21 protein-coding genes and 1 pseudogene are annotated in these 23,546 nt (G+C 61.3%); 8 read left to right on the forward strand and 14 right to left on the reverse strand.

What is annotated here, in order from left to right; translation table 11 throughout:
- Positions 1 to 2 precede the first annotated feature (2 nt).
- From ilvD to ACUN0G_RS14935, 4 genes are all read right to left on the reverse strand, one after another.
- Entirely contained in the window at positions 3 to 1,844 is a 1,842-nt protein-coding gene (ilvD, locus tag ACUN0G_RS14920; protein ID WP_017476546.1) for a dihydroxy-acid dehydratase, read from the reverse strand.
- A gap of 330 nt (positions 1,845 to 2,174) precedes the next feature.
- A complete protein-coding gene (locus tag ACUN0G_RS14925; RefSeq protein WP_445573732.1) occupies positions 2,175 to 2,633 on the reverse strand; it encodes an REP-associated tyrosine transposase in 459 nt (152 codons plus the stop codon).
- A 218-nt stretch (positions 2,634 to 2,851) separates the two neighbouring features.
- The gene (locus ACUN0G_RS14930; protein WP_445573733.1) at positions 2,852 to 4,048 is read right to left on the reverse strand and encodes an MFS transporter; all 1,197 of its coding nucleotides are present in this window, start codon (positions 4,046 to 4,048) and stop codon (positions 2,852 to 2,854) included.
- Positions 4,049 to 4,280: 232 nt separating this feature from the next.
- On the reverse strand, positions 4,281 to 5,477 hold the full coding sequence (locus ACUN0G_RS14935; RefSeq protein WP_003213799.1) for a class I SAM-dependent rRNA methyltransferase: 1,197 nt from the start codon (positions 5,475 to 5,477) through the stop codon (positions 4,281 to 4,283).
- Between the two features lie 208 nt (positions 5,478 to 5,685).
- Between ACUN0G_RS14935 and ACUN0G_RS14940 the strand changes: the two genes are divergently transcribed.
- Together ACUN0G_RS14940 and mutM are read left to right on the forward strand one after the other, a co-directional pair.
- On the forward strand, positions 5,686 to 6,498 hold the full coding sequence (locus ACUN0G_RS14940; RefSeq protein ID WP_258348671.1) for an HDOD domain-containing protein: 813 nt from the start codon (positions 5,686 to 5,688) through the stop codon (positions 6,496 to 6,498).
- A gap of 21 nt (positions 6,499 to 6,519) precedes the next feature.
- Positions 6,520 to 7,332 (forward strand): bifunctional DNA-formamidopyrimidine glycosylase/DNA-(apurinic or apyrimidinic site) lyase, encoded by an 813-nt coding sequence (gene mutM, locus ACUN0G_RS14945; protein WP_445573734.1) that lies wholly within the window; start codon positions 6,520 to 6,522, stop codon positions 7,330 to 7,332.
- 133 nt (positions 7,333 to 7,465) lie between these two features.
- Here mutM and ACUN0G_RS14950 read toward each other — a convergent pair whose 3' ends face one another.
- From ACUN0G_RS14950 to ACUN0G_RS14970, 5 genes are all read right to left on the reverse strand, one after another.
- Positions 7,466 to 7,717: a YfhL family 4Fe-4S dicluster ferredoxin gene (locus ACUN0G_RS14950; RefSeq protein WP_003213796.1), complete on the reverse strand. Its 252-nt coding sequence runs from the start codon at positions 7,715 to 7,717 to the stop codon at positions 7,466 to 7,468.
- A gap of 102 nt (positions 7,718 to 7,819) precedes the next feature.
- Positions 7,820 to 8,299 carry a pantetheine-phosphate adenylyltransferase gene (gene coaD / locus ACUN0G_RS14955; protein WP_049711086.1) on the reverse strand — a complete coding sequence of 160 codons (480 nt, stop codon included), beginning with the start codon at positions 8,297 to 8,299 and terminating at the stop codon, positions 7,820 to 7,822.
- Between the two features lie 114 nt (positions 8,300 to 8,413).
- Complete coding sequence (locus ACUN0G_RS14960) at positions 8,414 to 10,009, reverse strand: GMC family oxidoreductase N-terminal domain-containing protein (protein ID WP_445573735.1); 1,596 nt, start codon at positions 10,007 to 10,009, stop codon at positions 8,414 to 8,416.
- A 33-nt stretch (positions 10,010 to 10,042) separates the two neighbouring features.
- Positions 10,043 to 10,588, reverse strand: a complete 546-nt coding sequence (locus ACUN0G_RS14965; RefSeq protein ID WP_258342660.1) for a twin-arginine translocation pathway signal protein — start codon at positions 10,586 to 10,588, stop codon at positions 10,043 to 10,045.
- A 28-nt stretch (positions 10,589 to 10,616) separates the two neighbouring features.
- On the reverse strand, positions 10,617 to 12,044 hold the full coding sequence (locus ACUN0G_RS14970) for a coniferyl aldehyde dehydrogenase (protein ID WP_445573736.1): 1,428 nt from the start codon (positions 12,042 to 12,044) through the stop codon (positions 10,617 to 10,619).
- Between the two features lie 147 nt (positions 12,045 to 12,191).
- On the opposite strand from ACUN0G_RS14970, the gene ACUN0G_RS14975 reads away from it, so the two are divergent.
- Complete coding sequence (locus tag ACUN0G_RS14975) at positions 12,192 to 12,863, forward strand: TetR/AcrR family transcriptional regulator (RefSeq protein ID WP_445573737.1); 672 nt, start codon at positions 12,192 to 12,194, stop codon at positions 12,861 to 12,863.
- Positions 12,864 to 12,902: 39 nt separating this feature from the next.
- Positions 12,903 to 13,757 carry a sulfurtransferase gene (locus ACUN0G_RS14980; protein ID WP_421551090.1) on the forward strand — a complete coding sequence of 285 codons (855 nt, stop codon included), beginning with the start codon at positions 12,903 to 12,905 and terminating at the stop codon, positions 13,755 to 13,757.
- A 59-nt stretch (positions 13,758 to 13,816) separates the two neighbouring features.
- Here ACUN0G_RS14980 and ACUN0G_RS14985 read toward each other — a convergent pair.
- The 4 genes and pseudogenes from ACUN0G_RS14985 to ACUN0G_RS15000 all read right to left on the reverse strand — a co-directional run bounded on the left by ACUN0G_RS14985 (position 13,817) and on the right by ACUN0G_RS15000 (position 18,382).
- Positions 13,817 to 14,808 (reverse strand): annotated as a pseudogene (locus ACUN0G_RS14985) (hydrolase).
- A 130-nt stretch (positions 14,809 to 14,938) separates the two neighbouring features.
- The gene (gene rsmD, locus ACUN0G_RS14990) at positions 14,939 to 15,544 is read right to left on the reverse strand and encodes a 16S rRNA (guanine(966)-N(2))-methyltransferase RsmD (RefSeq protein ID WP_003213788.1); all 606 of its coding nucleotides are present in this window, start codon (positions 15,542 to 15,544) and stop codon (positions 14,939 to 14,941) included.
- On the reverse strand, positions 15,544 to 17,034 hold the full coding sequence (locus ACUN0G_RS14995) for a M16 family metallopeptidase (RefSeq protein WP_445573738.1): 1,491 nt from the start codon (positions 17,032 to 17,034) through the stop codon (positions 15,544 to 15,546). Before ACUN0G_RS14995 ends, rsmD begins: the two co-directional genes overlap by 1 nt.
- A complete protein-coding gene (locus ACUN0G_RS15000) occupies positions 17,027 to 18,382 on the reverse strand; it encodes a M16 family metallopeptidase (protein WP_003213786.1) in 1,356 nt (451 codons plus the stop codon). Before ACUN0G_RS15000 ends, ACUN0G_RS14995 begins: the two co-directional genes overlap by 8 nt.
- A 232-nt stretch (positions 18,383 to 18,614) precedes the next feature.
- Here ACUN0G_RS15000 and ftsY point away from each other — a divergent pair, with 232 nt between their 5' ends.
- The 4 genes from ftsY (at position 18,615) to rpoH (ending at position 22,683) form a co-directional block, all read left to right on the forward strand.
- Entirely contained in the window at positions 18,615 to 20,012 is a 1,398-nt protein-coding gene (gene ftsY / locus ACUN0G_RS15005; protein ID WP_445573739.1) for a signal recognition particle-docking protein FtsY, read from the forward strand.
- Positions 20,009 to 20,680 (forward strand): cell division ATP-binding protein FtsE, encoded by a 672-nt coding sequence (gene ftsE / locus ACUN0G_RS15010; RefSeq protein ID WP_017476533.1) that lies wholly within the window; start codon positions 20,009 to 20,011, stop codon positions 20,678 to 20,680. Before ftsY ends, ftsE begins: the two co-directional genes overlap by 4 nt.
- Positions 20,677 to 21,699: a permease-like cell division protein FtsX gene (gene ftsX / locus ACUN0G_RS15015; RefSeq protein WP_017476532.1), complete on the forward strand. Its 1,023-nt coding sequence runs from the start codon at positions 20,677 to 20,679 to the stop codon at positions 21,697 to 21,699. The genes ftsE and ftsX overlap by 4 nt, the downstream gene beginning before the upstream one ends.
- Before the next feature lie 129 nt (positions 21,700 to 21,828).
- Positions 21,829 to 22,683, forward strand: a complete 855-nt coding sequence (gene rpoH, locus ACUN0G_RS15020) for an RNA polymerase sigma factor RpoH (RefSeq protein ID WP_003176698.1) — start codon at positions 21,829 to 21,831, stop codon at positions 22,681 to 22,683.
- A 135-nt stretch (positions 22,684 to 22,818) separates the two neighbouring features.
- Here the strand turns inward: rpoH and mtgA are convergent, their stop codons facing one another.
- Positions 22,819 to 23,541, reverse strand: a complete 723-nt coding sequence (mtgA, locus tag ACUN0G_RS15025) for a monofunctional biosynthetic peptidoglycan transglycosylase (RefSeq protein WP_445573740.1) — start codon at positions 23,539 to 23,541, stop codon at positions 22,819 to 22,821.
- Between the last annotated feature and the right edge of the window lie 5 nt (positions 23,542 to 23,546).

Below are 23,546 nucleotides of genomic sequence, written 5' to 3' on the forward strand. Positions count from 1 at the left end.
GTTTACAGACCGTCAAGCATCGCCTTGTTACGCACAGCACCTTTGTCGGCACTGGTGGCCAGCAGGGCGTAAGCCTTCAACGCGGTAGTGACTTTGCGCGGACGCTTCTCCACCGGCTTCCAGCCTTTCTTGTCCTGCTCGACCCGGCGCGCCGCCAGTTCTTCGTCGCTGATCAACAGGTTGATCGAGCGGTTCGGAATGTCGATCAGTACCTTGTCGCCATCCTGCACCAGGCCGATGGCACCGCCCGCAGCGGCTTCCGGCGAAGCGTGGCCGATGGACAGGCCCGAAGTACCGCCGGAGAAGCGGCCGTCGGTGAGCAAGGCGCAGGCTTTGCCCAGGCCTTTGGATTTCAGGTACGACGTCGGGTAGAGCATCTCTTGCATGCCCGGGCCGCCTTTCGGGCCTTCGTAACGGATGATGACGATGTCGCCTTCTTTGACTTCGTCAGCGAGGATGCCGCGTACCGAGCTGTCCTGGCTTTCGTAGATCTTGGCACGGCCTTCGAACACGTGGATCGATTCGTCGACACCGGCGGTTTTCACGACGCAGCCATCGAGGGCGATGTTGCCGTACAGCACGGCCAGGCCGCCTTCTTTCGAGTAGGCGTGCTCAACACTGCGGATGCAGCCGTTTTCACGGTCGTCGTCGAGGGTTTCCCAACGGGTCGACTGGCTGAACGCGGTCTGCGTCGGGATGCCGGCCGGGCCTGCCTTGAAGAAGTGATGCACGGCTTCGTCGGTGGTCTGGGTGATGTCCCACTTGGCGATGCCTTCGGCCAATGATTTGCTGTGCACGGTCGGCAGGTCGGTGTGCAGCAAGCCGCCACGGGCCAACGAACCGAGGATCGAGAAGATCCCGCCGGCGCGGTGCACGTCTTCCATGTGGTACTTCTGGATGTTCGGCGCGACTTTGCACAGTTGCGGCACGTGGCGCGACAGGCGGTCGATGTCCCGCAGGTCGAAGTCGATCTCGGCTTCTTGCGCGGCGGCCAGCAAGTGCAGGATGGTGTTGGTGGAACCGCCCATGGCGATGTCCAGGGTCATGGCGTTTTCGAACGCCTTGAAGTTGGCGATGTTGCGCGGCAACACCGACTCATCGTTCTCGGTGTAGTAGCGCTTGCACAGCTCGACGATGGTGCGGCCTGCCTGCAGGAACAGTTGCTCGCGGTCGCTGTGGGTGGCCAGTGTCGAGCCGTTGCCCGGCAAGGCGAGCCCTAAGGCTTCCACCAGGCAGTTCATCGAGTTGGCGGTGAACATGCCGGAGCACGAACCGCAGGTAGGGCAGGCGCTGCGCTCGTATTCCGCGACCTTCTCGTCAGAAGCGCTGGAATCGGCGGCGATGACCATGGCATCCACCAGGTCGAGGCCGTGGGAGGCCAGTTTGGTCTTGCCGGCTTCCATCGGGCCGCCGGAGACGAAGATCACCGGGATGTTCAGGCGCAGGGCGGCCATCAGCATGCCGGGGGTGATCTTGTCGCAGTTGGAGATGCACACGATGGCGTCGGCGCAGTGGGCGTTGACCATGTATTCCACGGAGTCGGCGATGATCTCGCGGCTCGGCAGGGAATACAGCATGCCGTCATGGCCCATGGCGATGCCGTCATCCACGGCGATGGTGTTGAATTCTTTTGCCACGCCGCCGGCGCGTTCGATCTCGCGGGCGACCAGCTGGCCCAGGTCCTTGAGGTGGACGTGGCCGGGTACGAACTGGGTGAACGAGTTGGCAATCGCGATGATCGGCTTTTTGAAGTCGTCATCTTTCATCCCCGTGGCGCGCCACAGTGCGCGGGCGCCGGCCATGTTGCGGCCGTGGGTGGATGTTTTCGAACGGTAATCAGGCATTGGAGCACTCCGGGCGGCTAATCAAGTACTAAAGGGGAGTGAGCTTCTAATTGACGACTGGAACACCCGAAAAATGGCCGTGTGTCCGGAAGTTGCCACTCGCGTCGCGGGATCGCCGCGTGCTTGGGCCTCGAGCTCATAAACCCGCCGGGGGATGACTGGCGATGAATAGGTCCGATTCTACACCGCTGGCGGCCGGAGGGAATGGCCGTCTACCTGTAGGAGCGAGCTTGCTCGCGAAAAACGTCAACGGTAACGCAGCGCTATCAGGTGGTCCGTGTCGCCTATATGTTTTTCGCGAGCAAGCTCGCTCCTACAGGGTTGCGTATTTCACAGCCACATGGCGTCCCAGAGTGGATAGTCGCCGATACGCTCAACCAGCCCTGCTCTTAATGGATTGGCGACGATATATCGGGCTGTTGCTTTCAGGTCATCTTCCCGGCGCAGCGCCCGATCAAAGTAGCCCTTTTGCCACAGTGTCCCGTGGCAACTCCTCGCTTTGTTAATGGCGTGGGCACTTCGCGACTTGGTAATCCGCATCAGTCTCGGCAAATCGCCGTTGTGCAATTCCACCAGCCAATGGAAATGGTCCGGCATCACGACCCAGGCCAGTGAGGTCGCCTCGCCGTCGTCCTGAGCCTTTCTGAATTCGCGAACAAGCAGGCGGCCAATGTGCCAGTCCTGGAAGACCAGCTGTCGTTGATGGGTGACGGCGGTGAGCAGGTAAATGCGGCCGGATTCTGAATAGCGGCCTGTACGCAGCCGATGGGCGTTTTGTTGGTTGGACATTCCTTCGTCCTCTTCATGTAAGTAGAAGAGAAACGGTAGGTGGCAACAGTGTCTATTGGCGTTTAAACACTGGTTCTGAATATGCCATGCCTTCTGTAGGAGCGAGCTTGCTCGCGAAGAACGTCAACGATAACGCAGCGCTATCGGGTAGCCCGTGTCGCCTATACGTTTTTCGCGAGCAAGCTCGCTCCTACAGTGGGAGTGGGAGTGGGAGAGCGTTAGCGTCCGACTCTGATGTTCGTCACCACACCCCAAACGCTGAACACGATGAAGCTGATCGCGATGGTCATCAGCAAGTTGTCTCCGGCTTGGGCGAGCGCGGCGCTGCTGACGGCGGCGGTGATGAACATGATGCTGTTGCCGGCCGACGCGGCGGTGCCGGCGCTGCTGGAGAACAGCAACATGGCCGCGGAAATCGCGGCGGGGCGAACCAGGGTCACGGCCAAGGCGCTGATCAGCATCGGGATCAGCAGGGTGGTGGTGGTCATGGCCTCATAGCTGATCACCAACGCCAGCAACACGCCTGCGATCCCCAGCAGGCCCAGCCCGAGGTTGATTTGTCGCGTGAGGGAGATATGTTTCTGCAGGGCAGTCGCTGCAACGCCGCCCAGCAGGTAGGCAACGCCATACACCATCAGCACTACCGCGTACTGGTATTCGGACAGCTTCAACTCATCCATGAAAATCAGCGGTGTCACGCTGATCAAGGCGAAGTAACACGCGAATACCAACGCGGCGATCCACCAGTAACGGATGAAGTCCCGGTTGCTTGCGATGGATTTCAGCGTGGCGATGATCGAAACAGGGGCTCTTTCAGGGCTGGCCGCCTTGGACGGCAATATCAGCCAGGCATGGATAAACATGCCCAGCGCCATCACCGCAAACCCATAAAAGCTGCCCTGCCAATCAAATGTGGTTTGCAGCCAGGAGCCGAGCAGCGGCGACAGCGCAACAAACGATCCGCTCAGGGTCATGTAGTAGATGCGGATGCGGGCGCGATCCTGTTCTTCAAACAGGTCTTCAACCAGCGCATGGCCGAGCACAAAAAAGCCACAGCCGATGGCCTGGACGGCGCGAAACAGCAGGAAACTCGGGTAATTCGCCGCCAGTGCGCAGCCGATCGAGCCGAGGGTGGAAACCACGATGCAGCCCAGCAGGACTTCCTTGCGCCCGAACTTGTCTGAAAGCGGGCCGGCGATCAGTTGGGAAATCGCAAAAACCAGAGTGAACAGGCTGATGGATAAGGCGACTTCAGCGGTTGAGGTATCGAACTTCGCGGCCAGGGCAGGAAAGGAGGGCAGCAGGATATTGATCGGGAAGAAGCTGATCAGGGAAATGCAGGTGATGAGGATGAAGCGCGAGAGTTGTTGGCGTTTTACGTCGCCATGGGGTGGCGAATAAGAGGACTCAGACATTGTTTTTATTTTCCGGAGTAAAACCAGAAACCGATACTAGTCTGCGAAACGGGGAATTCAATCAAAAGTGTCGTGGGAGGCCAAGCCCATGATGGTGTGTGTGGCCGCTGTAGGAGCGAGCTTGCTCGCGAAGAACGTCAACGATAACGCAGCGCTATCAGCTAGCCCGTGTTGTCTATTCGTTTTTCGCGAGCAGGCTCGCTCCTACAGTTGATCCGGTTCCAATTGGGCGTTAGCTGTTCGGCAACAACCGGCAAGTAATGCTCTTGATATACCGGGTCTCGGCAATCGCCGGGTGCACCGGGTGGTCCGGGCCCTGGCCGCCGCGTTCCAGCATCTGGATATTGCGGTCCAGGTGACGGGCGCTGGTCAGCAGGATGTTTTGCAGGTCGTCTTCCGGCAAGTGCATCGAGCACGACGCGCTGACCAGGATGCCGTCCTTGCTGAGCAGGCGCATGGCTTGCTCGTTCAGGCGGCGGTAGGCGCCTTCGCCGTTTTTCATGTCTTTCTTGCGCTTGATGAAGGCCGGCGGGTCGGCCACGATCACGTCGAAACGCTCTTCGCTGGCTTTCAGCTCTTTGAGGGCTTCGAACACGTCGCCTTCGATGCAGGTCATCTTCTCGGCAACGCCGTTCAGTGCCGCGTTGCGCTCCACGCCGTCGAGGGCGAAGGCGGAGGCGTCGACGCAGAACACTTCACTGGCGCCGAAGGCTGCGGCTTGCACGCCCCAGCCGCCGATGTAGCTGTAGAGGTCGAGTACGCGTTTGCCTTTGGCATACGGGGCCAGGCGGGCACGGTTCATGCGGTGGTCGTAGAACCAGCCGGTCTTCTGACCCTGGATCACCGGGGCTTCGAACTTCACGCCGTTTTCTTCCAGGGCAACCCACTCCGGCACCAGGCCGAACACGGTTTCGACGTAGCGGTTGAGGCCTTCGGCATCACGCGCGGCGGAGTCGTTCTTGAACAGGATGCCGCTTGGCTTGAGCACTTGGGTCAGTGCGGCGATCACGTCTTCCTTGTGGGCTTCCATGGTCGCCGAAGCGATCTGCACCACCAGGATGTCACCGAAACGGTCGACCACCAGGCCCGGCAACAGGTCGGAATCGCCGTACACCAGGCGGTAGAACGGCTTGTCGAACAGGCGGTCACGCAGGGACAGGGCGACGTTGATGCGGTGCACCAGCAGCGATTTGTCCAGCGGCAGCTTGATGTCGCGGGACAGCAGGCGGGCGCAGATCAGGTTGTTCGGGCTCATGGCCACGATGCCGAGGGTCTTGCCGCCGGCTGCTTCCAGGATCGCCTGGTCGCCTGCCTGGAAGCCGTGAAGAGGGGTGGCGGCCACATCGATTTCGTTGCTGTAGACCCACAGGTGGCCGTTGCGCAAACGACGATCGGCGTTGGCTTTGAGACGCAGGCTTGGCAGGGACATGACGTCGCTCCGGAAAAAAGAGCGGGAGTATACCGTGTTGTGCGGTACTTGGCGGCGCCGCCGGACATGTGGAAGCGGTTCAGTTCGGGTTTTTGAGGTGTCAGCCCGGTTGCCATAAAGGTTAGAATCGCCGCCTAGTCCAGAGTGTGCCCCTATGTCCCAAGAGCTATCCGCCGAACAGATCCAACAGAGCCTCCAAGGCATCAGCGTGCCGCCTCAACCGCAAATCATGGTGGATTTGCAGATGGAGCAGTACATGCCCGATCCGGACCTGGAAGTGATCGCCCGGCTGATCGCCCAAGACCCGGGCCTCTCCGGCTCGCTGCTGAAGATCGTCAATTCGCCGTATTACGGTCTGAGCAACAAGATCGTCTCGATCCAGCGCGCGGTGAACCTGCTGGGTAGCCGCTCCATCGTCAACCTGATCAACGCGCAGTCGATTAAGGGCGAGATGAGCGACGACACCATCGTCACCCTCAACCGTTTCTGGGACACCGCCCAGGATGTGGCCATGACCTGCCTGGCCCTGGCCAAGCGCACCGGCAGCCAGACGGTCGATGAAGCCTACGCGCTGGGGCTGTTCCACGATTGCGGCGTGCCGCTGATGCTCAAGCGTTTCCCGAACTACATGAGCGTGCTGGAAGAGGCCTACGCCAACGCCGGCCCGGAATGCCGCGTGGTCGACACCGAGAACCAGGCGTTCAACACCAACCATGCCGTGGTGGGCTACTACACCGCCAAATCCTGGCGCTTGCCGGAGCATGTGACCGACGCTATCGCCAATCACCACAATGCCCTGGCGATTTTCAGCGACGAGTCCAACCACAAGCCGCAGCTGAAAAACCTGCTGGCGATCCTGAAAATGGCCGAGCACATTTGCGCGTCCTACCGCGTGCTGGGCAACCAGGTGGATGACCATGAGTGGAACGCCATCGGCCCGCTGGTGCTGGACCATGTCGGCCTGTCGGACTACGACTTCGAGAGTTTGAAGTTGTCGATCCGCGAGCTGGGCGCGCACTAACCCTTTCTCCAAGAGGTAAACATGCCCGAGTTACCGGAAGTCGAAACCACCCGGCGCGGAATTGCGCCGCATCTGGAAGGCCAGCGGGTCAGCCGTGTGGTGGTGCGTGAGCGGCGCCTGCGCTGGCCGATCCCGGAAGACCTGGATGTGCGGCTGTCCGGGCAACGGATCGTGCTGGTGGAACGGCGGGCCAAGTACCTGTTGATCAATGCTGAAGTCGGCACCCTGATCAGCCATTTGGGCATGTCGGGCAACCTGCGCCTGGTGGAGGCCGGCAGCCCGGCGGCCAAGCATGAGCATGTGGATATCGAGCTGGAGTCGGGCCTGGCCTTGCGCTACACCGACCCGCGACGCTTTGGCGCGATGCTCTGGAGCCTCGACCCGCTGAACCACGAACTGCTGATCCGCCTGGGGCCGGAGCCGTTGACCGACCTGTTTGACGGCGAGCGGTTGTTCCAGCTGTCCCGTGGTCGCTCGATGGCGGTGAAACCGTTCATCATGGACAACGCGGTGGTGGTGGGCGTGGGCAATATCTATGCGACAGAAGCGCTGTTTGCCGCCGGGATTGATCCGCGCCGGGAAGCCAAGGGGATTTCCCGTGGGCGTTACCTGAAGCTGGCGATCGAGATCAAACGCATCCTGGCGGCGGCCATCGAGCGCGGCGGCACCACGCTGCGAGACTTTATCGGTGGCGACGGACTGCCGGGGTATTTCCAGCAGGAATTGTTCGTCTATGGCCGTGGTGGCGAGGCGTGCAAGGTCTGTGGGACCGAATTGCGTAGTGTGATGCTGGGGCAGCGGGCGAGTGTGTTTTGCCCGAAGTGTCAGAGCTGAGAATTTGTGGTGCTGCTGATGGCCTCTTCGCGAGCAAGCCCGCTCCCACATTCGTCCGAGTTCCACCTTTGGAATGCAGTCGAAGGTGGGAGCGGGCTTGCTCGCGAAGGGGCCTAACGAATCGCCAAGGGACTTAGGCCTTGCCGGTAATCAACCGGTACTTCTCCATCAGTTGCTCTTCCGTCTCCGGATGAGCCTCGTCCAGCGGAATGCAATCCACCGGGCAGACCTGCTGGCACTGAGGTTCGTCGTAGTGGCCGACACACTGGGTGCACAGGTTGGGGTCGATCACGTAGATCTCTTCACCCTGTGAAATGGCAGCGTTCGGGCACTCGGGTTCGCAGACGTCGCAGTTGATGCAATCGTCGGTGATGATCAGGGACATGGAAACTCCTGCCAGGGCTGTCAGCCAAGGCATCTGAAAACTAATGCGCGCAATTGTGCCGCATTGGCGCCCGCAGTGCGAGCGGGCGCCGATTGAGCGGTCTTACTTCTTGAAGCGCAACGTCAGCGCATCCGCCACGGCTGGGTGCACAAACTTGGTGATATCTCCGCCCAACGCCGCGATTTCTCGCACCAACGTCGAGGAAATGAACGAATAACGTTCCGACGGCGTAAGAAACAGGCTTTCCACGTCCGGCGCCAGTTGGCGGTTCATGTTGGCCAGCTGGAATTCGTATTCGAAGTCCGACACCGCTCGCAGGCCGCGCAGGAACACATTCGCGTTCTGCTCCTTGGCAAAGTGCGCCAGCAGGGTGGCAAAGCCGACCACTTCAACGTTGGGCAGATGCTTGGTGACCTCACGGGCCAGCTCCACGCGCTGTTCCAGGGGAAACAGCGGGTTTTTCTTGGGGCTGGCAGCGACCGCGATAATCACATGGTCGAACAAGCGCGAGGCGCGTTCGACCAGATCGCCATGGCCCTTGGTGATTGGGTCGAAGGTACCTGGGTACAACACTCGGTTCATCGCGTCGTCCTGGCGGAGTCCGTTGGGGAACCGGATGGTATCGCAGCCATCCCGGTCGGCCAAGTCAACTTATTCAGAAGAAAGCACTATAGACACCGCGAATACCCGGTTTTTTCAGGCCGTTTTCAGACGTTCGGCCAGCGCTGTCGCCAGTTGGGCGGTCAATCCATACACCGATAACTGCGGGTTAGCCCCAATGCTGGTAGGGAATAGCGAGCCATCGTGGATCGACAAGTTGCGCAGTTGGTGATGGCGCCCAAGACTGTCGGCCACGGCATTTTTCGGTTCTTCACCCATGGCGCAACCGCCCATCACGTGCGCGCTGCCGAGCCGTGTGCGATGCAATTCAAGGTTCAGGCCGTCAATCATGCTGCGGGCTTCGGCCAATGTGTTCACGTAGCGTGCATCCCCGTGCAGCGGCATCACTGACTTGGCGCCGCCGGCGAACTGAATCTCCGCCATGCTGTGGAACGCCCGGCGCAGGCCATCCCAGGCGTAGGGCGAGACCTGATAATCGAGCACTGGGGTGCCATCGCCGCGCAATTCGACTGTGCCACCCGGGCTGTCGGGGTGGAAACCGTCGCGCAACAGGGCAAGCATTGCGTGAGTTTTCGGCAGTTGGCCCATATCCAGGGCGTTCTGCGTGCCATAGCCGCCTAGCAAGGTGCTGGCCAGGCCGGGATGCAGCGGCGGTACTTCGAGCTTGTAGGACATTTTGCCGGTGGTGCCGTCCTGCCATTGGAAGTGATCGGAATAGATCGACTGCGGCGCACCGTAGAAAGGGTTGATCACCTCGTCGAAAAGCCCGGCAGAAAAATTCACCAGGTGCAGAAAGGTCCGCTTGCCCAGGCGCGAGTGGGGGTCGGGCGCGTCCGAGCGCAGCAGCAGCGCCGGGCTGTTGATGCCGCCACCAGCCAGCACATAGTGCTTGGCTTTGACCGTGATTTTGCGGCCTGTGGGAGCCACGCAATACTGGTCCATGGCCACGCATTCGAGGCTGGTGATGGTGTCGCCGCTGAACTTCAGGCGTTCGGCGCGGGCCAGGTACAGCAGTTCGCCGCCTTTCTCCAGGGTGGACGGAATGGTCGTCACCAGCATTGATTGCTTGGCATTGACCGGGCAACCCATGCCGCAATACCCCAGGTTGAAACAGCCGCGCACATTGCGCGGGATCACGTGCCAGCTGTAGCCGAGCTTTTCGCAGCCTTTGCGGATCACGTCATTGTTGGCGTTCGGCGGCATCGCCCAGGGTGCGATGCCCAGGCGCTGTTCCATTTTTTCAAACCAGGGCGCCATCTCGGCACTGCTGTGGCCCTTGACCGCGTATTCGCTGGCCCAGTGGGCGAGCGTCGGGTCCGGGGTGCGGAAACTGGAGGTCCAGTTGATCAGCGTGGTGCCGCCGACCGCGCGGCCCTGCAGGATGGTGATGGCGCCGTCCTTGCTCATGCGCCCGATGCCTTCCTGATACAGGCTGGCGTAGGCCTCGTCCTCCAGCAGCGTGAAGTCGTTGCTGGTTTTCAGCGGGCCTTCTTCGATCAACAGCACCTTGTAGCCGGCGGCGCTGAGGATTTCGGCGGTGGTGCCGCCGCCGGCACCGCTGCCGATGATTGCGACGTCAGCCTCCAGGGTCAGGTCCTGGTCGAGGGCGGCGCCATTGTGGGTTTTCCAGCCGCGGGCCATGCCATCGCGGAACAGATCAGGTACGGGCATCAGGGTCGTCTCTTGTTTTTATCGGGATGCGAATCAGATTTTCGGTGGGCCGGGGTAGCCGCAATGCGCCCAGGACTCGGGGCGGAAATACCAGGCCATGATCACCAGTTTGAGCAACGAGCCCTGGCCCATGCGCAGCAGGTTCAGGTAGCTGTTTTCCCAGCGGTGCAGGAAGTTGCGGATCTGCTCGGCGCTGGCGTTTTCCCAACTGCCCCACACGCCGGTCAGGGGCCCACGGGTGATGGCCATGCCCAAGACGTCGAACAGTTGCTGGGTCAGCTTGAACATCTCCGGCGACAGGTGTTGCAGGCTGAAGTCGAGCTTTTTCAGGGTGTCGTCGATGCCCGCCACCACCACCTCGGCGCTGGCCACGCCCTCCAGCAGCACCGGGATCACCGCCCGCAGAAACGGCAGGTCGCTGCTGCGCAACATCGCAAAGCCGCTGGCCGGGGTGCTGCTGGAGCAGCCGCTGAGGCTGGCGCCAAGCCCGGCGGTGGCCAGGAAGGCGCTGGCGCACAGGCCGAGTTTCAAGACGCCGCGCCGTGACAGCGCGGGTGATTCAGTCAGGCTAGGGTTCATTCTTATTGTTATCCCGATGATGGGTTTGTTAGCGGACGAACAGCTTCTGGATCAACTTCTGGATGGATTTGCCATAGGGCGGGTAAATCAGCTTGGCCGCGTTCAGGCGTTGCTTGATCAACACACCCTTGGCCTTGCTGAAGGTCAGGAAGCCTTCATGGCCGTGATAGTGGCCCATGCCCGACGGCCCGATCCCGCCGAAGGGCATGTCGTCCTGGGCCACATGCAGCAAGGTGTCGTTCAGGCACACGCCGCCGGAATGGGTCTCGTGCAGTACGCGGTTCTGTTCGGCCTTGTTGTAGCCGAAGTAATACAGCGCCAGTGGGCGAGGGCGCTGATTGATGTAGGCGAAAGCCTGGTCGAGGCCGCGATACGGCACGATCGGCAGCACCGGGCCGAAGATTTCGTCCTGCATCACCGTCATGTCGTCGCTGACATTCAGCAGCAGGCTGTGGGCCATGCGCCGGTCCTGGCCCTGGTCGTACAGCGGGACCAGGGTGGCGCCCTTGTCGGTGGCGTCTTTCACGTAGCCGTTGAGCCGGGCCAGTTGTCGTTCGTTGATAATCGCGGTGTAGTCCGGGTTGTCGGCCAGGGTCGGATAGAACCCGCGAACCGCCTTGCTGTAGGCCTCGACGAAACCGTCCACACGTTCTTCCGGCACCAGCACGTAGTCCGGCGCCACGCAGGTTTGCCCGGCATTCAGTGCCTTGCCGAAGGCGATGCGTTCGGCGGCGTCCTTGAGCGGCACGTCGGCGGAAACAATCGCCGGTGACTTGCCGCCCAGTTCCAGGGTGACCGGCGTCAGGTGTTCGGCCGCCGCGCGCATCACGTGCTTGCCGATGCTGGTGGCGCCGGTGAACAGCAGGTGATCGAAGCGCAACTTGGAAAACGCCATGCCGACTTCCGCTTCACCGAGCACCACGCACACCAGGTCTTCGGGGAAGATCTTCGCCAGCAGTGCCTTGAGCAACTGGCCGGTGGCGGGGGTGGATTCACTGAGCTTGAGCATCACCCGGTTGCCGGCCGCCAACGCGCCCACCAAAGGGCCGATGGCCAGGTACAGCGGATAGTTCCAGGGCACGATCACCCCGACCACGCCCAGCGGTTGATAGATGACCTTGGCCGACGCGGGCTGGAAGGCGATGCCTACAGCGCGACGGGAAGGTTTCATCCAGCCTTTGAGGTGTTTGCTGGCGTAGTGAATGCCATGCAGGCTGGGCATCAGTTCGGCGAACAGGGTTTCGTCGGCGCTGCGGTGGCTGAAATCACGGCTGATGGCGTTGATCAACGCCTGGCGCTCATCGCTCAGCAGCTCGCGCAAGGCCTTGAGCCATTGCTGGCGCTGGGCGGCGGGCGGCATCGGGTTCGCCGCGTAGGCTTGGCGCTGAGCGTCAAACAGGACCTGGAGCTGGTCCAGCGCCTGGGAATCTTGCAGGTAGGCAACGTTGGCAGACATGGCGAAGTTCCCGATTGTTATTGGAATGCTTCAGTTTTTAGAGTCATTACTCTAAATTGTCAAATAACATTGCACGTACATGCCGATTTATCCGGACAAGGATAGTCCGTAAGATGCCGTCATCACGGGTCTAGAAGTTGATTTCCCATGGCACCACGAGTCAAGACCAGCGAGCGCATTGTGCAAACCAGCCTGGAGCTGTTTAACCAGCAGGGCGAGCGCAGTGTCAGCACCAACCATATCGCCGCCCATATGGAAATTTCCCCGGGCAACCTGTACTACCACTTCCCCAACAAGCAGGCGATTATCGCCGTGCTGTTTCGCGAGTACGAAGCGTTGGTGGACAGTTTCCTGCGCCCGCCCCAGGGCCGCGCGGTGACCGTGGAAGACAAGCGCTTCTACCTGCAGGCGGTGCTCGCCGGCATGTGGCGCTACCGCTTCTTGCACCGTGACCTCGAACACCTGCTGGAAAGCGACCCGGAGCTGGCCACCGGCTACCGGCGGTTTTCCCAGCGCTGCCTGATCCAGGGTGCGGCCATCTATCAGGGCTTTGTCGACGCCGGCATCCTGAGCATGGACCCGGTACAAACCGAAGCCCTGACCCTCAATGCCTGGATCATCCTCACCTCATGGGTGCGCTTCCTGTGCACCACCAACGAAAAATCCACGCACCTGAGCGCCGAGGCGATCAAGCGCGGTGTGTACCAGGTGCTGGTGCTGGAAGCCGGGTTTATCACCCCAAAAGCCAAGGACGCGGTGGATGCTCTGTTCAAAGAGTTTTACGTGCCGTTGAATCAGGCGCTGGAAGAAGTGAAGTAGGATGTTTCCCGAACGCTAACCTAGCCACAGGAGTCAGTCATGCCGCTTGCCCAACTGATCAGCCCCCAGCAACTGGCCGAGCGCCAGCAGTCCGGCGGGCTGGTGATCCTCGATTGTCGCTTTGCCCTGGAAGACCCGGATTACGGCCTGTGCAGCTACGCCGAAGGGCATATCGAAGGGGCGCAGTATGCCGATCTGGAACGCCACCTCAGCGGGCCGATAATCAAGGGCGTGACCGGTCGCCATCCGCTGCCTGCGGCAGATGCATTTATCCGGCAACTGCGGGCATGGGGCGTTAACGCCGACAGCGATATCGTTTTGTATGACGACGGCCCCGGGGCCTACGCCGCCCGCGCCTGGTGGCTGTTGGCCTGGCTGGGCAAGCGCGACGGGGTGTTTATCCTCGATGGCGGCCTGAAAGCCTGGCACGCGGCGGGCTTCCCCCTGAGCCTGGATGCGCCGGTGACCGAGCCCGGTAGCTTCAGCGGCTCGCCGGACAACCACCTGCAACTGGATGCCGAACACCTGCAAAAACGCCTCGGCCAACCCGGCCTGACCCTGATCGACGCCCGCGCCCAGCCGCGCTTTCGCGGTGAAGTGGAGCCGATCGACCCGGTTGCCGGGCATATTCCCGGTGCGCAATGTGCAGCGTTCAATGAAAACCTGGGCAGCGACGGCCGTTTCCTGCCGGCGGACCAGCTCAAGCAACGTTTTGCCGCCAAGCTCCAAGACCGCTCGCCGGATGACCTGGTGGCTTACTGCGGTTCGGGTGTGACGGCTTGCCACAACCTGTTTGCGTTGTGTCTGGCGGGTTACCCGTTGGGCAAGTTGTACGCGGGGTCGTGGAGCGAGTGGATCACTGATCCAAAGCGGGAAGTTGCGACAGGCGACTGAGGTCTGCCTGACCCGGTCTGATCCAAAGTGTGGGGGCGAGCAAGCCCGCTCCCACATTTTTATCGGCGTTGTGTCAGTAGCCACTCCGGGATTCGTCGTTCCAGGTAGTAAGTTGGCTGTTTCAGCGAGCCATCCACAAACCCCACATGCCCGCCCTTGGCCAGCAGTTCGAACTCGGTGCAGTCCGACAACTCGCTGGCCTCGGGCAGGCTGTGGGCAAACACGAAGGGGTCGTCCGCGGCCTGGATGATCAGGGTGGGTGTGCGAATCGCCCCAAGGTAATAGCGGCTTGAGGCCCGACGGTAATAGTCCTCGGCACTGAGGAACCCGTGCAGCGGCGCGGTGACTCGGCCGTCAAAGTCCCAGAACGTGCGCATCTTTTCCAGCGAGCCCAGATCAGCCAGGGTTTTCAGGCCTGCTTCTTGGCCATCCTTTAGAAAACGGCTTTGTTTGACGCGAATATAGGCCAGCATTTCACGCATGAAATGCTTCTGATAAACCCGTGAAAAGCCCAGGCCGATGCGATCTGCACACTGATCCAGGCGGAACGGCACCGACACGGCGGCCGCGCCTTGCAGCCCGGAGGCTTCGCCGGTTTCACCCAAGTGCTTGAGCAGCACATTGCCGCCCAGCGAATAACCCACCGCATACAGCGGCGCCAACGGGCGCATGGCCCGCAAGTGAGCGATGGTTTCGGCCAGGTCTTCACTGGCGCCGGAATGGTAGCTGCGGGCGAGCAGGTTGGGTTCGCCGGAACAGCCACGCCAGTTCAGACGCTGGCCCAGCCTTGAGCCGCCAGGGCTTTTTGCAGGCCGGCTACATAGGGCGAGTTGGACGAGCCGGTCAGTCCGTGCAGTACCAGCACCAACGGGGTGGTTGCCTCATGGGGCCCGTGCCAGTCGAGGTCGAGAAAGTCGCCGTCTGCCAGCCACAGCCGTTCGCGTTGGCGTTCGATATGAGTGGTTTTGCGCCACAGCGGTCCCCACAGCGTTTGCAGGTGAGGGTTGCCGAGGCCGAAGGCGGGGGTGAAGCGGTCGAGGGGCGGAGTCATGAAATTCTCGGTGCCGAATAGGCTTGCTCCAATCATTGTAGGAGCGAGCTTGCTCGCGAAAAACTCAAGATCACCGCGTTCCCCTGGTTTCCCGCGTCATCGTTAACGATCTTCGCGAGCAAGCTCGCTCCTACACGGTGCGTTGCCACAACGCGTAATACACCCGCCCGGATTTCTGCTCCCGGTGCAGGCGCCAGGTGCCCGGCAGACCGAGTGTGGACGGTGCGGTTTCGCTTTCAGTGTAGATCCACGCATCCGGTGCCAACCACTGGCGCTCTTCCAGCAACGCGCAAACGGTCGGCAGCAGGTTCTGGTTAAACGGCGGATCGAGGAACACCACGTCAAACTCGCGGGCTTCCTGGGTTTCCAGGTAGCGCAGCGCATCAGCCGTCTGCACTTGCCCCGTGGTGCAACGCAGGGTGCCCAGGTGTTCCTTGAGGCTGGCGACCGCCACATTGCTGGCATCCAGCGCCTGGCCCAAGGCAGCGCCACGGGACAGGCTTTCAAGGAACAACGCGCCGCTGCCCGCGAACGGGTCCAGCACCTTGGCCCCGGCGATATACGGCGCGAGCCAGTTGAACAGGGTTTCACGCACGCGGTCGGGCGTCGGGCGCAGGCCCACGACGTCAGGGAAGCTCAGCTTACGGCTGCCCCACTCTCCGCCGATGATGCGCAGTTGGCCCACACCGTTGTGAACGTTGTGGACAGGTTTTTTGGGACGGGATGGACGGGCCATTAATGCTCCGGAACCCCGAGCGGCTGCTCGGCGGGTTTATCTGTGGGGGGCGGTAGTGGCTTTTGCGCAATCGTTGGGCCGGCGGTCACGATGACCAGCTTGTCGGCACTCAAATGTTTGTTCAAAGCAGCTTTGACCTGGTCAACGGTCAGCGCCTGGGATTGTTTCATGAAATCTTCCAGGTAGCTCAGCGGCAAGTTGTAGAAACCCATGGCGCCCAGCTGCCCGACGATATCGGCATTGCTCGCGGTGGACAGCGGGAAGCTGCCGGCCAGTTCGCGCTTGGCGTCGTCGAGTTCTTTTTGTGTCGGGCCGGTCTTCAGGTAGTCGGCCAGCACGTCCTGCACCAGTTTCAAGGTGCCAGCGCTCATTTCGGCGCGGGTTTGCAGGTTGATCATGAACGGGCCGCGCACCTGCATCGGTGAGAAACCGGAGTATACGCCGTAGGTCAGGCCACGTTTCTCGCGCACTTCGCTCATCAAGCGGGTGCCGAAGCCGCCGCCGCCGAGGATCTGGTTGCCCAGGGACAGCGCGGCGTAGTCCGGGTCGGCACGGTCGATGCCCAGTTGCGCCAGCAGCAGGGTTGTCTGCTTGGACGGGAACTCGATATGCGTGGTGCCAGCCTTCGGCTCCGCCGGTTGGGCGATCTTCGCCAGCGCCGGGCCTTTAGGCAGGGAAGCGGAGACCTTGGCGGTCATGGCCTCGGCTTCGGCGCGGGTCAGATCGCCGACTACAGAAATCACTGCGTTGCCGGCGGCGTAGGCCTTGGCGTGGAAGTCCTTCAACTGCGCGAGGGTCACCTTCGGCACGCTTTCGGCGTTGCCTTCGCTCGGATGGGCGTAAGGATGGTCGCCATAGAGCTGCTTGAAGAGCTCGATGCTCGCCAGTTTGCCGGGGTTCTGCTTCTGGTATTCAAAGCCGGCCAGCAGCTGGTTCTTGATCCGCGCCAGGGAGTCGGCGGGGAAGGTCGGCTTGCCGATCACGTCTTCAAACAGCGACAGGGCCGCATCACGCTTGTCGCTGGCGCTCAGGCTGCGCAGGGAAACCAGCGCCATGTCGCGGTAGGCGCCATTGCTGAAATCGGCACCCAAGCCGTCGAAACCGGCGGCAATCTGGCTGACGTCCTTGCCCGGCACGCCCTCGTTGAGCATCGCGTTGGTCAACAACGCCAGGCCAGGCGTGTCGCCGTCCTGGCTGCTGCCGGCGGCGAACAGGATGCGCATGTCGAACATCGGCAGTTCATGGGCTTCGACGAACAGCACCTTGGCGCCTTCGGCGGTGGTCCAGGTTTGCACGTCGAGCTTGCGGTTGGTCGGTGCCTTGTCGTCCAGCTCGGCCAGGGATTGCAGCGTGTTGGCGGACTTGGCCTGCTCCAGCGCCTGGCTGGCGACGGATTCGCTCGGGCGCAGGAAATACACCGCGCACGCGGCAGCCAACGTGACCACGATCAGGCCGGGCAGCACCAGACGGTTGTTTTTACGTTCACTCATGAGCGGTCTCCTCAGGCAAGACATGGGCGACGCTGAGACGTTCGCGGGTGAAATAGGTGCGTGCAGCTTTCTGGATATCTTCGGCGGTTACGCTTTGCAGCTCGGCAAGCTCAGTGTCCATGAGTTTCCAGGACAGGCCGACGGTCTCCAGGGAGCCGATAGCAGTGGCTTGGCTGGTGATCGAGTCGCGCTGGTAAACCACCCCGGCGATGACCTGGGCGCGGATACGCTCCAGTTCTTCTGCGCTCGGTGGCTTGGCCTTCAGTTCATCCAGCAGGCGCCACAGGCCGGCTTCAGCCTGGGCCACGGTCTTTTTCTTCTGCAGGTTCGGGGTGGCGGTCAGGGTGAACAGGCTGTCACCTCGGGTGTAGGCGTCGTAGCTCGACGAACCGCCGGACACCAGCTCTTCGCCGCGCTCCAGTTGCGTCGAGATGCGCGCGCTGTAGCCGCCGTCCAGCAGGGCCGAGATCAGGCGCAAGGCGTTGACCGAACGCTTGTCTTCAGCGGTGGCGAGGCTGGGCACGTTGAAACCAAGGATCACGCTCGGCAGTTTGGTCTGTACGTGCATTGTCAGCAGGCGCTCGCCGGGCTCGGCCAGTTCCAGCGGGATTTTCGCCGGTGGCACGTCGCGCTTGGGGATCGGGCCGAAGTAGCGTTGGGCCAGTGTCTTGACCTCATCCGGGGTCACGTCGCCCACCACTACCAGGGTGGCGTTGTTCGGCACGTACCAGGATTGGTACCAGTGGCGCAGTTCTTCAACCTTCATGCGGTCCAGGTCGGCCATCCAGCCGATGGTCGGCGTGTGGTAGCCGCTGGCCGGGTAGGCCATGGCCTTGAAGCGCTCGTAGGCCTTGGACATCGGGTTGTCGTCGGTGCGCATCCGGCGCTCTTCCTTGATCACCTCGATCTCGCGGCTGAATTCGTCGGCTGGCAGACGCAGGCTGGCCATGCGGTCGGCTTCCAGCTCGAAGGCAACGCCCAGGCGGTCACGGGCCAGCACCTGGTAGTAAGCGGTGTAGTCGTCACTGGTGAAGGCGTTTTCTTCGGCGCCCAGGTCACGCAGGATCAGCGAGGCTTCGCCGGGGCCGACCTTGGCGCTGCCCTTGAACATCATGTGCTCCAGGGCGTGGGACAAACCGGTCTGGCCCGGGGTTTCATAGCTCGAGCCAACCTTGTACCAGACCTGGGAAACCACCACCGGGGCGCGATGGTCTTCGCGCACGACGACCTTGAGGCCGTTGTCGAGGGTGAATTCGTGGGTGGGTTGTGGGTCGGCAGCCAAAGCTGAAAGGGGCAGACAAACTGTGCTGAGCAGCAGGCCTGCGGCGCGGCGGGCTAGAGCATTCATTCGTTTTTAAACCTGTTGAGCTGCCCGCTTGGTCTTAGCGTCGGCGGGCGAGGAGGTGCTAGGATACTGATCCGACCTAGGGACGGCCACTACGGCTGTCTTGTTGAGGCCCTATTTAGGCCTTACAAAATGTTGCGCATGAACGAGCTGGCTAAAAAACAGTCTGTTACGCATCGAATTTTATTTACCGACGTGCCCCCTGGCGCGTCGCTACCTTGAGATAGCCGTCTCCATGTTTGGTTCCAACGACGACAAGAAGACCCCAGCTGCGGCTGGCGAGAAAAAAGGCCTGTTCGGATGGCTGCGCAAAAAGCCGCAGGAAACCGTCGTCGAACAGCCGCAGGTTCAAGCAGAACCGATCCCTGAATCCCCAGTAGAAGCCGAACCGGTTGCCGAAACTCCGGCCCCGGTGGTGTTGCCGATGGCTGAACCGGTGTTGCAGCCGGTAGCCGAGGTAGAGCCTGAACCCGAGCACACACCATGGCCGGAGTTGCCGGTGGCTGAAGAGCCGGTGGCGCTGGTCGAGGATGTGCAGGCTGAGCAGGTTGCACCGCCGATTCCTGTGGTTGTCGAGCCGCCGCAGGTCATCGTCGAGACGCCAGCGCCGGTGGTGGTCGAGCCTGTACCGGCTCCTGTGGTGGTTGCCGCTCCTGCTGTCATCGAAGTCGAAGCACCTGCCGCGCCCATCGAAACCATCAAGACCGGCTTCTTTGCCCGCCTCAAGCAGGGCCTGAGCAAGACCAGCGCCAGCATCGGCGAAGGCATGGCCAGCCTGTTCCTCGGCAAAAAGACCATCGATGACGAGTTGCTGGAAGACATCGAAACCCGTCTGCTGACGGCCGACGTGGGCGTCGAAGCCACCGCCGTGATCATCCAGAGCCTGACCCAGAAGGTCGCGCGCAAGCAGCTGACCGACGCCGATGCGCTTTACAAGTCGCTGCAGGCCGAGCTGGCGGCCATGCTCAAGCCGGTGGAAGCACCGCTGGTCATCGATACGCAGAAAAAGCCATTTGTCATTCTGGTGGTCGGCGTCAACGGCGCCGGCAAGACCACCACCATCGGCAAGCTGGCCAAGAAGCTGCAGCTGGAAGGCAAGAAGGTCATGCTGGCCGCCGGTGACACGTTCCGTGCTGCTGCCGTGGAGCAGTTGCAGGTCTGGGGCGAGCGCAACAAGATCCCGGTCATCGCCCAGCACACCGGCGCCGATTCGGCTTCGGTGATCTTCGATGCGGTGCAGGCTGCCAAGGCCCGCAACATTGACGTGCTGATTGCCGATACCGCCGGTCGCCTGCACACCAAAGACAACCTGATGGAAGAATTGAAGAAAGTTCGCCGCGTGATCGGCAAGCTCGACGCCGACGCGCCCCACGAGGTGTTGCTGGTGCTGGACGCCGGTACTGGCCAGAACGCTATCAGCCAGGCCAAACAATTCCACCAGACGGTCCAACTGACCGGCCTGGCATTGACTAAGCTCGACGGCACGGCCAAAGGCGGCGTGATCTTCGCCCTGGCCAAGCAGTTCGGGTTACCGATTCGTTATATCGGCGTCGGTGAAGGCATCGACGACCTGCGCACTTTTGAAGCCGAACCCTTTGTACAGGCACTGTTTGCCGAGCGGGAGCGTTCATGATTCGTTTCGAACAGGTCGGTAAACGCTACGCCAACGGGCATGTCGGCTTGCATGAGCTGAGTTTTCGGGTGCGTCGCGGCGAATTCTTGTTTGTGACCGGCCATTCCGGTGCCGGTAAAAGTACCTTGCTGCGCCTGCTGCTGGCCATGGAGCGTCCAACCACCGGCAAGCTGCTGCTGGCGGGCCAGGACCTGGCCACCATCAGCAACGCACAGATTCCATTCCTGCGCCGGCAGATCGGCGTGGTGTTCCAGAATCACCAGTTGCTGTTCGACCGCACGGTGTTCAACAACATCGCCTTGCCATTGCAGATTCTCGGGCTGTCCAAGGCCGAAATCATCAAGCGCGTGGATTCGGCCCTGGAGCGCGTCGCGCTCTCGGACAAGACCGACCTGTACCCGGGCGACCTGTCCACCGGTCAGCAACAGCGCGTCGGCATCGCCCGCGCCATCGTGCATCGCCCGGCCTTGCTGCTGGCGGACGAACCCACCGGTAACCTCGACCCGCGCCTGGCGGCAGAAATCATGGGCGTGTTCGAAGACATCAACCGCCTGGGCACCAGCGTGCTGATCGCCAGTCACGACCTGGCGTTGATCGCCCGCATGCGTCACCGCATGTTGACCCTGCAGCGCGGCCGCCTGATTGGCGACGGGGAGGCTGGGGTATGAGTGCTACACGTAGCCCGAAGGTTTCCGAGCGCGTCGCGCCAAAGGCGGCCGACCCTCAGCCACAGAAGAAAAAACGCGACGAAGACGATGGCCCGGACTTCGGCACCCTGGTGCATGCCTGGATCGAAAGCCACCGTGCCAGCCTGGTAGACAGCCTGCGCCGCCTGGGCAAACAGCCGATTGGCAGCTTCTTCACCTGCCTGGTGATGGCCGTGGCCTTGAGCCTGCCGATGGGGTTGTCGCTGCTGCTCAATAATGTCGAGCGCCTTGGCGGCTCATGGCAGCGGGCGGCGCAGATTTCGCTGTACCTGAACCTGGATGCCAGCACCAAGGACGGCGAGTCCCTGCGCGACGAGATCAAAGAGCTTCCAGGTGTGGCCGAGGCTGAATACATCAGCCGCGATCAGGCCCTGGAAGAGTTCCAGCAACAGTCCGGCCTGGGTGAGGCGCTCAAGGAGCTGCCGCAAAACCCGCTGCCAGGCGTGGTGCTGGTCACCCCGAACGAAGTCGACAAGACGACCCTGGAAGCCCTGCGACAAAAACTCGCAGAGCTGCCGAAGGTGCAGCAGGCCCAACTTGATCTAGTCTGGGTAGAGCGGTTGGCGGCGATTCTCAAGCTGGGCGACCGGTTTGTGTTCGGCCTGACGGTGTTGCTGGTGTCTGCATTACTTTTGGTGATAGGCAATACCATTCGTCTTCATATTGAAAACCGCCGCACCGAGATAGAAGTGATTAAACTCGTCGGCGGCACGGACAGCTATGTGCGTCGTCCTTTTCTGTATATGGGCGCGCTTTATGGCTTCGGTGCCGGGATTTTGTCCTGGGGCGTACTGGCTTTTGGCCTGAACTGGCTGAACGACGCGGTGGTGGGGCTTGCCGGCCTGTACGGCAGCGATTTTGCCCTGGCCGGCGTACCGGCAGCCGATGGTCTGTCGTTGTTGCTTGGGGCAGTGCTCTTGGGGTATATCGGTGCGTGGATTGCGGTCGCAAGGCATTTACGTGAGCTGGCACCGAAGTAGTTAATGTCAGGGTAATGTGGTTTCGTTTGTATTGACCGTATCAGTGGTTTAGGGAACTTGTCCTACGGTTCCCGGTCAATTTTCGCAGTGCTGAACTGCACGAGTTATGTGAGTCGGAGGTTTTTTCGTATGACCACTTCTTTGCAACCTGCTTATGCTCTGGTCCCGGGTGCGAACCTGGAGGCCTATGTGCACACGGTCAACAGCATTCCATTGCTGACGCCCGAGCAGGAGCGTGAACTGGCCGAGAGTCTCTACTATGAGCAGGATTTGGGGGCGGCTCGGCAGATGGTGCTCGCCCACCTGCGTTTTGTCGTACATATCGCCCGTAGCTATTCCGGCTACGGCCTGGCCCAGGCTGACCTGATTCAGGAAGGCAACGTTGGCCTGATGAAAGCTGTAAAGCGCTTCAACCCGGAAATGGGTGTGCGCCTGGTGTCGTTTGCTGTGCACTGGATCAAGGCGGAAATTCACGAATTCATCCTGCGCAACTGGCGCATCGTGAAAGTCGCGACCACCAAGGCCCAGCGCAAACTGTTCTTCAACCTGCGCAGCCAGAAGAAGCGCCTGGCGTGGCTGAATAACGAAGAAGTGCATCGCGTGGCCGAAAGCCTTGGCGTTGAGCCACGTGAAGTGCGCGAGATGGAAAGTCGCCTGACCGGCCATGACATGGCCTTCGACCCGGCCGCTGAAGCGGACGACGACAGCGCCTTCCAATCGCCGGCCAACTACCTGGAAGACCACCGGTACGACCCGGCGCGTCAACTGGAAGACGCTGACTGGAGCGACAACTCCAACCACAACCTGCACGAAGCGCTGGAAGTGCTGGACGACCGCAGCCGTGACATTCTCTACCAGCGCTGGCTGGCAGAAGAAAAAGCCACGCTGCACGACCTGGCGCAGAAGTACAACGTGTCGGCCGAGCGGATTCGTCAGCTCGAGAAGAGTGCGATGAACAAGCTGAAACTGTCGATCGCCGCCTGACACAGGTAGCTAGGACAGCGCGATCGAAATGTGGGAGCGGGCTTGCTCGCGAAGGCGGTGGATCAGTCACCTGAGGTATTGACTGGCACACCGCTTTCGCGAGCAAGCCCGCTCCCACTTTTGTTTTGTGGGGTGTCAGTCAGCCCAGGGCGCCTTGCGCGAGTTGTTCAGCTCATTCAAATAGCTGTCGCCACCCAACTGACTCATCTGCTGCCGAATCCACGCCGCCCGTCGCGCCACATACGATGTTGGATGGCTGGCGCTCCACACCCGCGGGTTAGGCAACACCGCCGCCAGGTAGCTGGCCTGCTGGCGGGTCAGCGCCTTGGCACTCACCCCAAAGTGATGCCGCGCCGCCGCTTCTGCGCCGAACACGCCTTCATCCCATTCCACGCTGTTGAGGTACACCTCAAGAATTCGCTGCTTGGGCCAGAGAATCTCGATCAGCCCGGTAAACCAGGCTTCCAGGCCCTTGCGGAAATAGCTGCGGCCGGTCCACAAAAACAGGTTCTTCGACACCTGCTGGCTCAAGGTGCTGGCGCCGCGAATCGAGCCGCCGCGCTCGTTATGCAGCAATGCCGCCTGGATCGCGTCGAAATCAAAACCCCAATGCTGCGGGAAGCGCTGGTCTTCGCCCGCCATCACCGCCACTTTAAGCTCGTCGGAGATCTGATCCCACGGCACCCAGGTGCGCTGTACGTCAATCGGCTCGCCGTCGACCCAGGATTCGATTTTGCGCTCAACCATCAGCGCAGTTCCCGGTGGCGGCACGAAACGGAACAGCAGCACCAGCAGCACGCTGCCGATGGCAAACCACTTGAGGACTTTGAGAAAACGCTTGAAGAGGAGACGCAGCATAGAGA

This window comes from Pseudomonas sp. 32A (assembly GCF_052682255.1).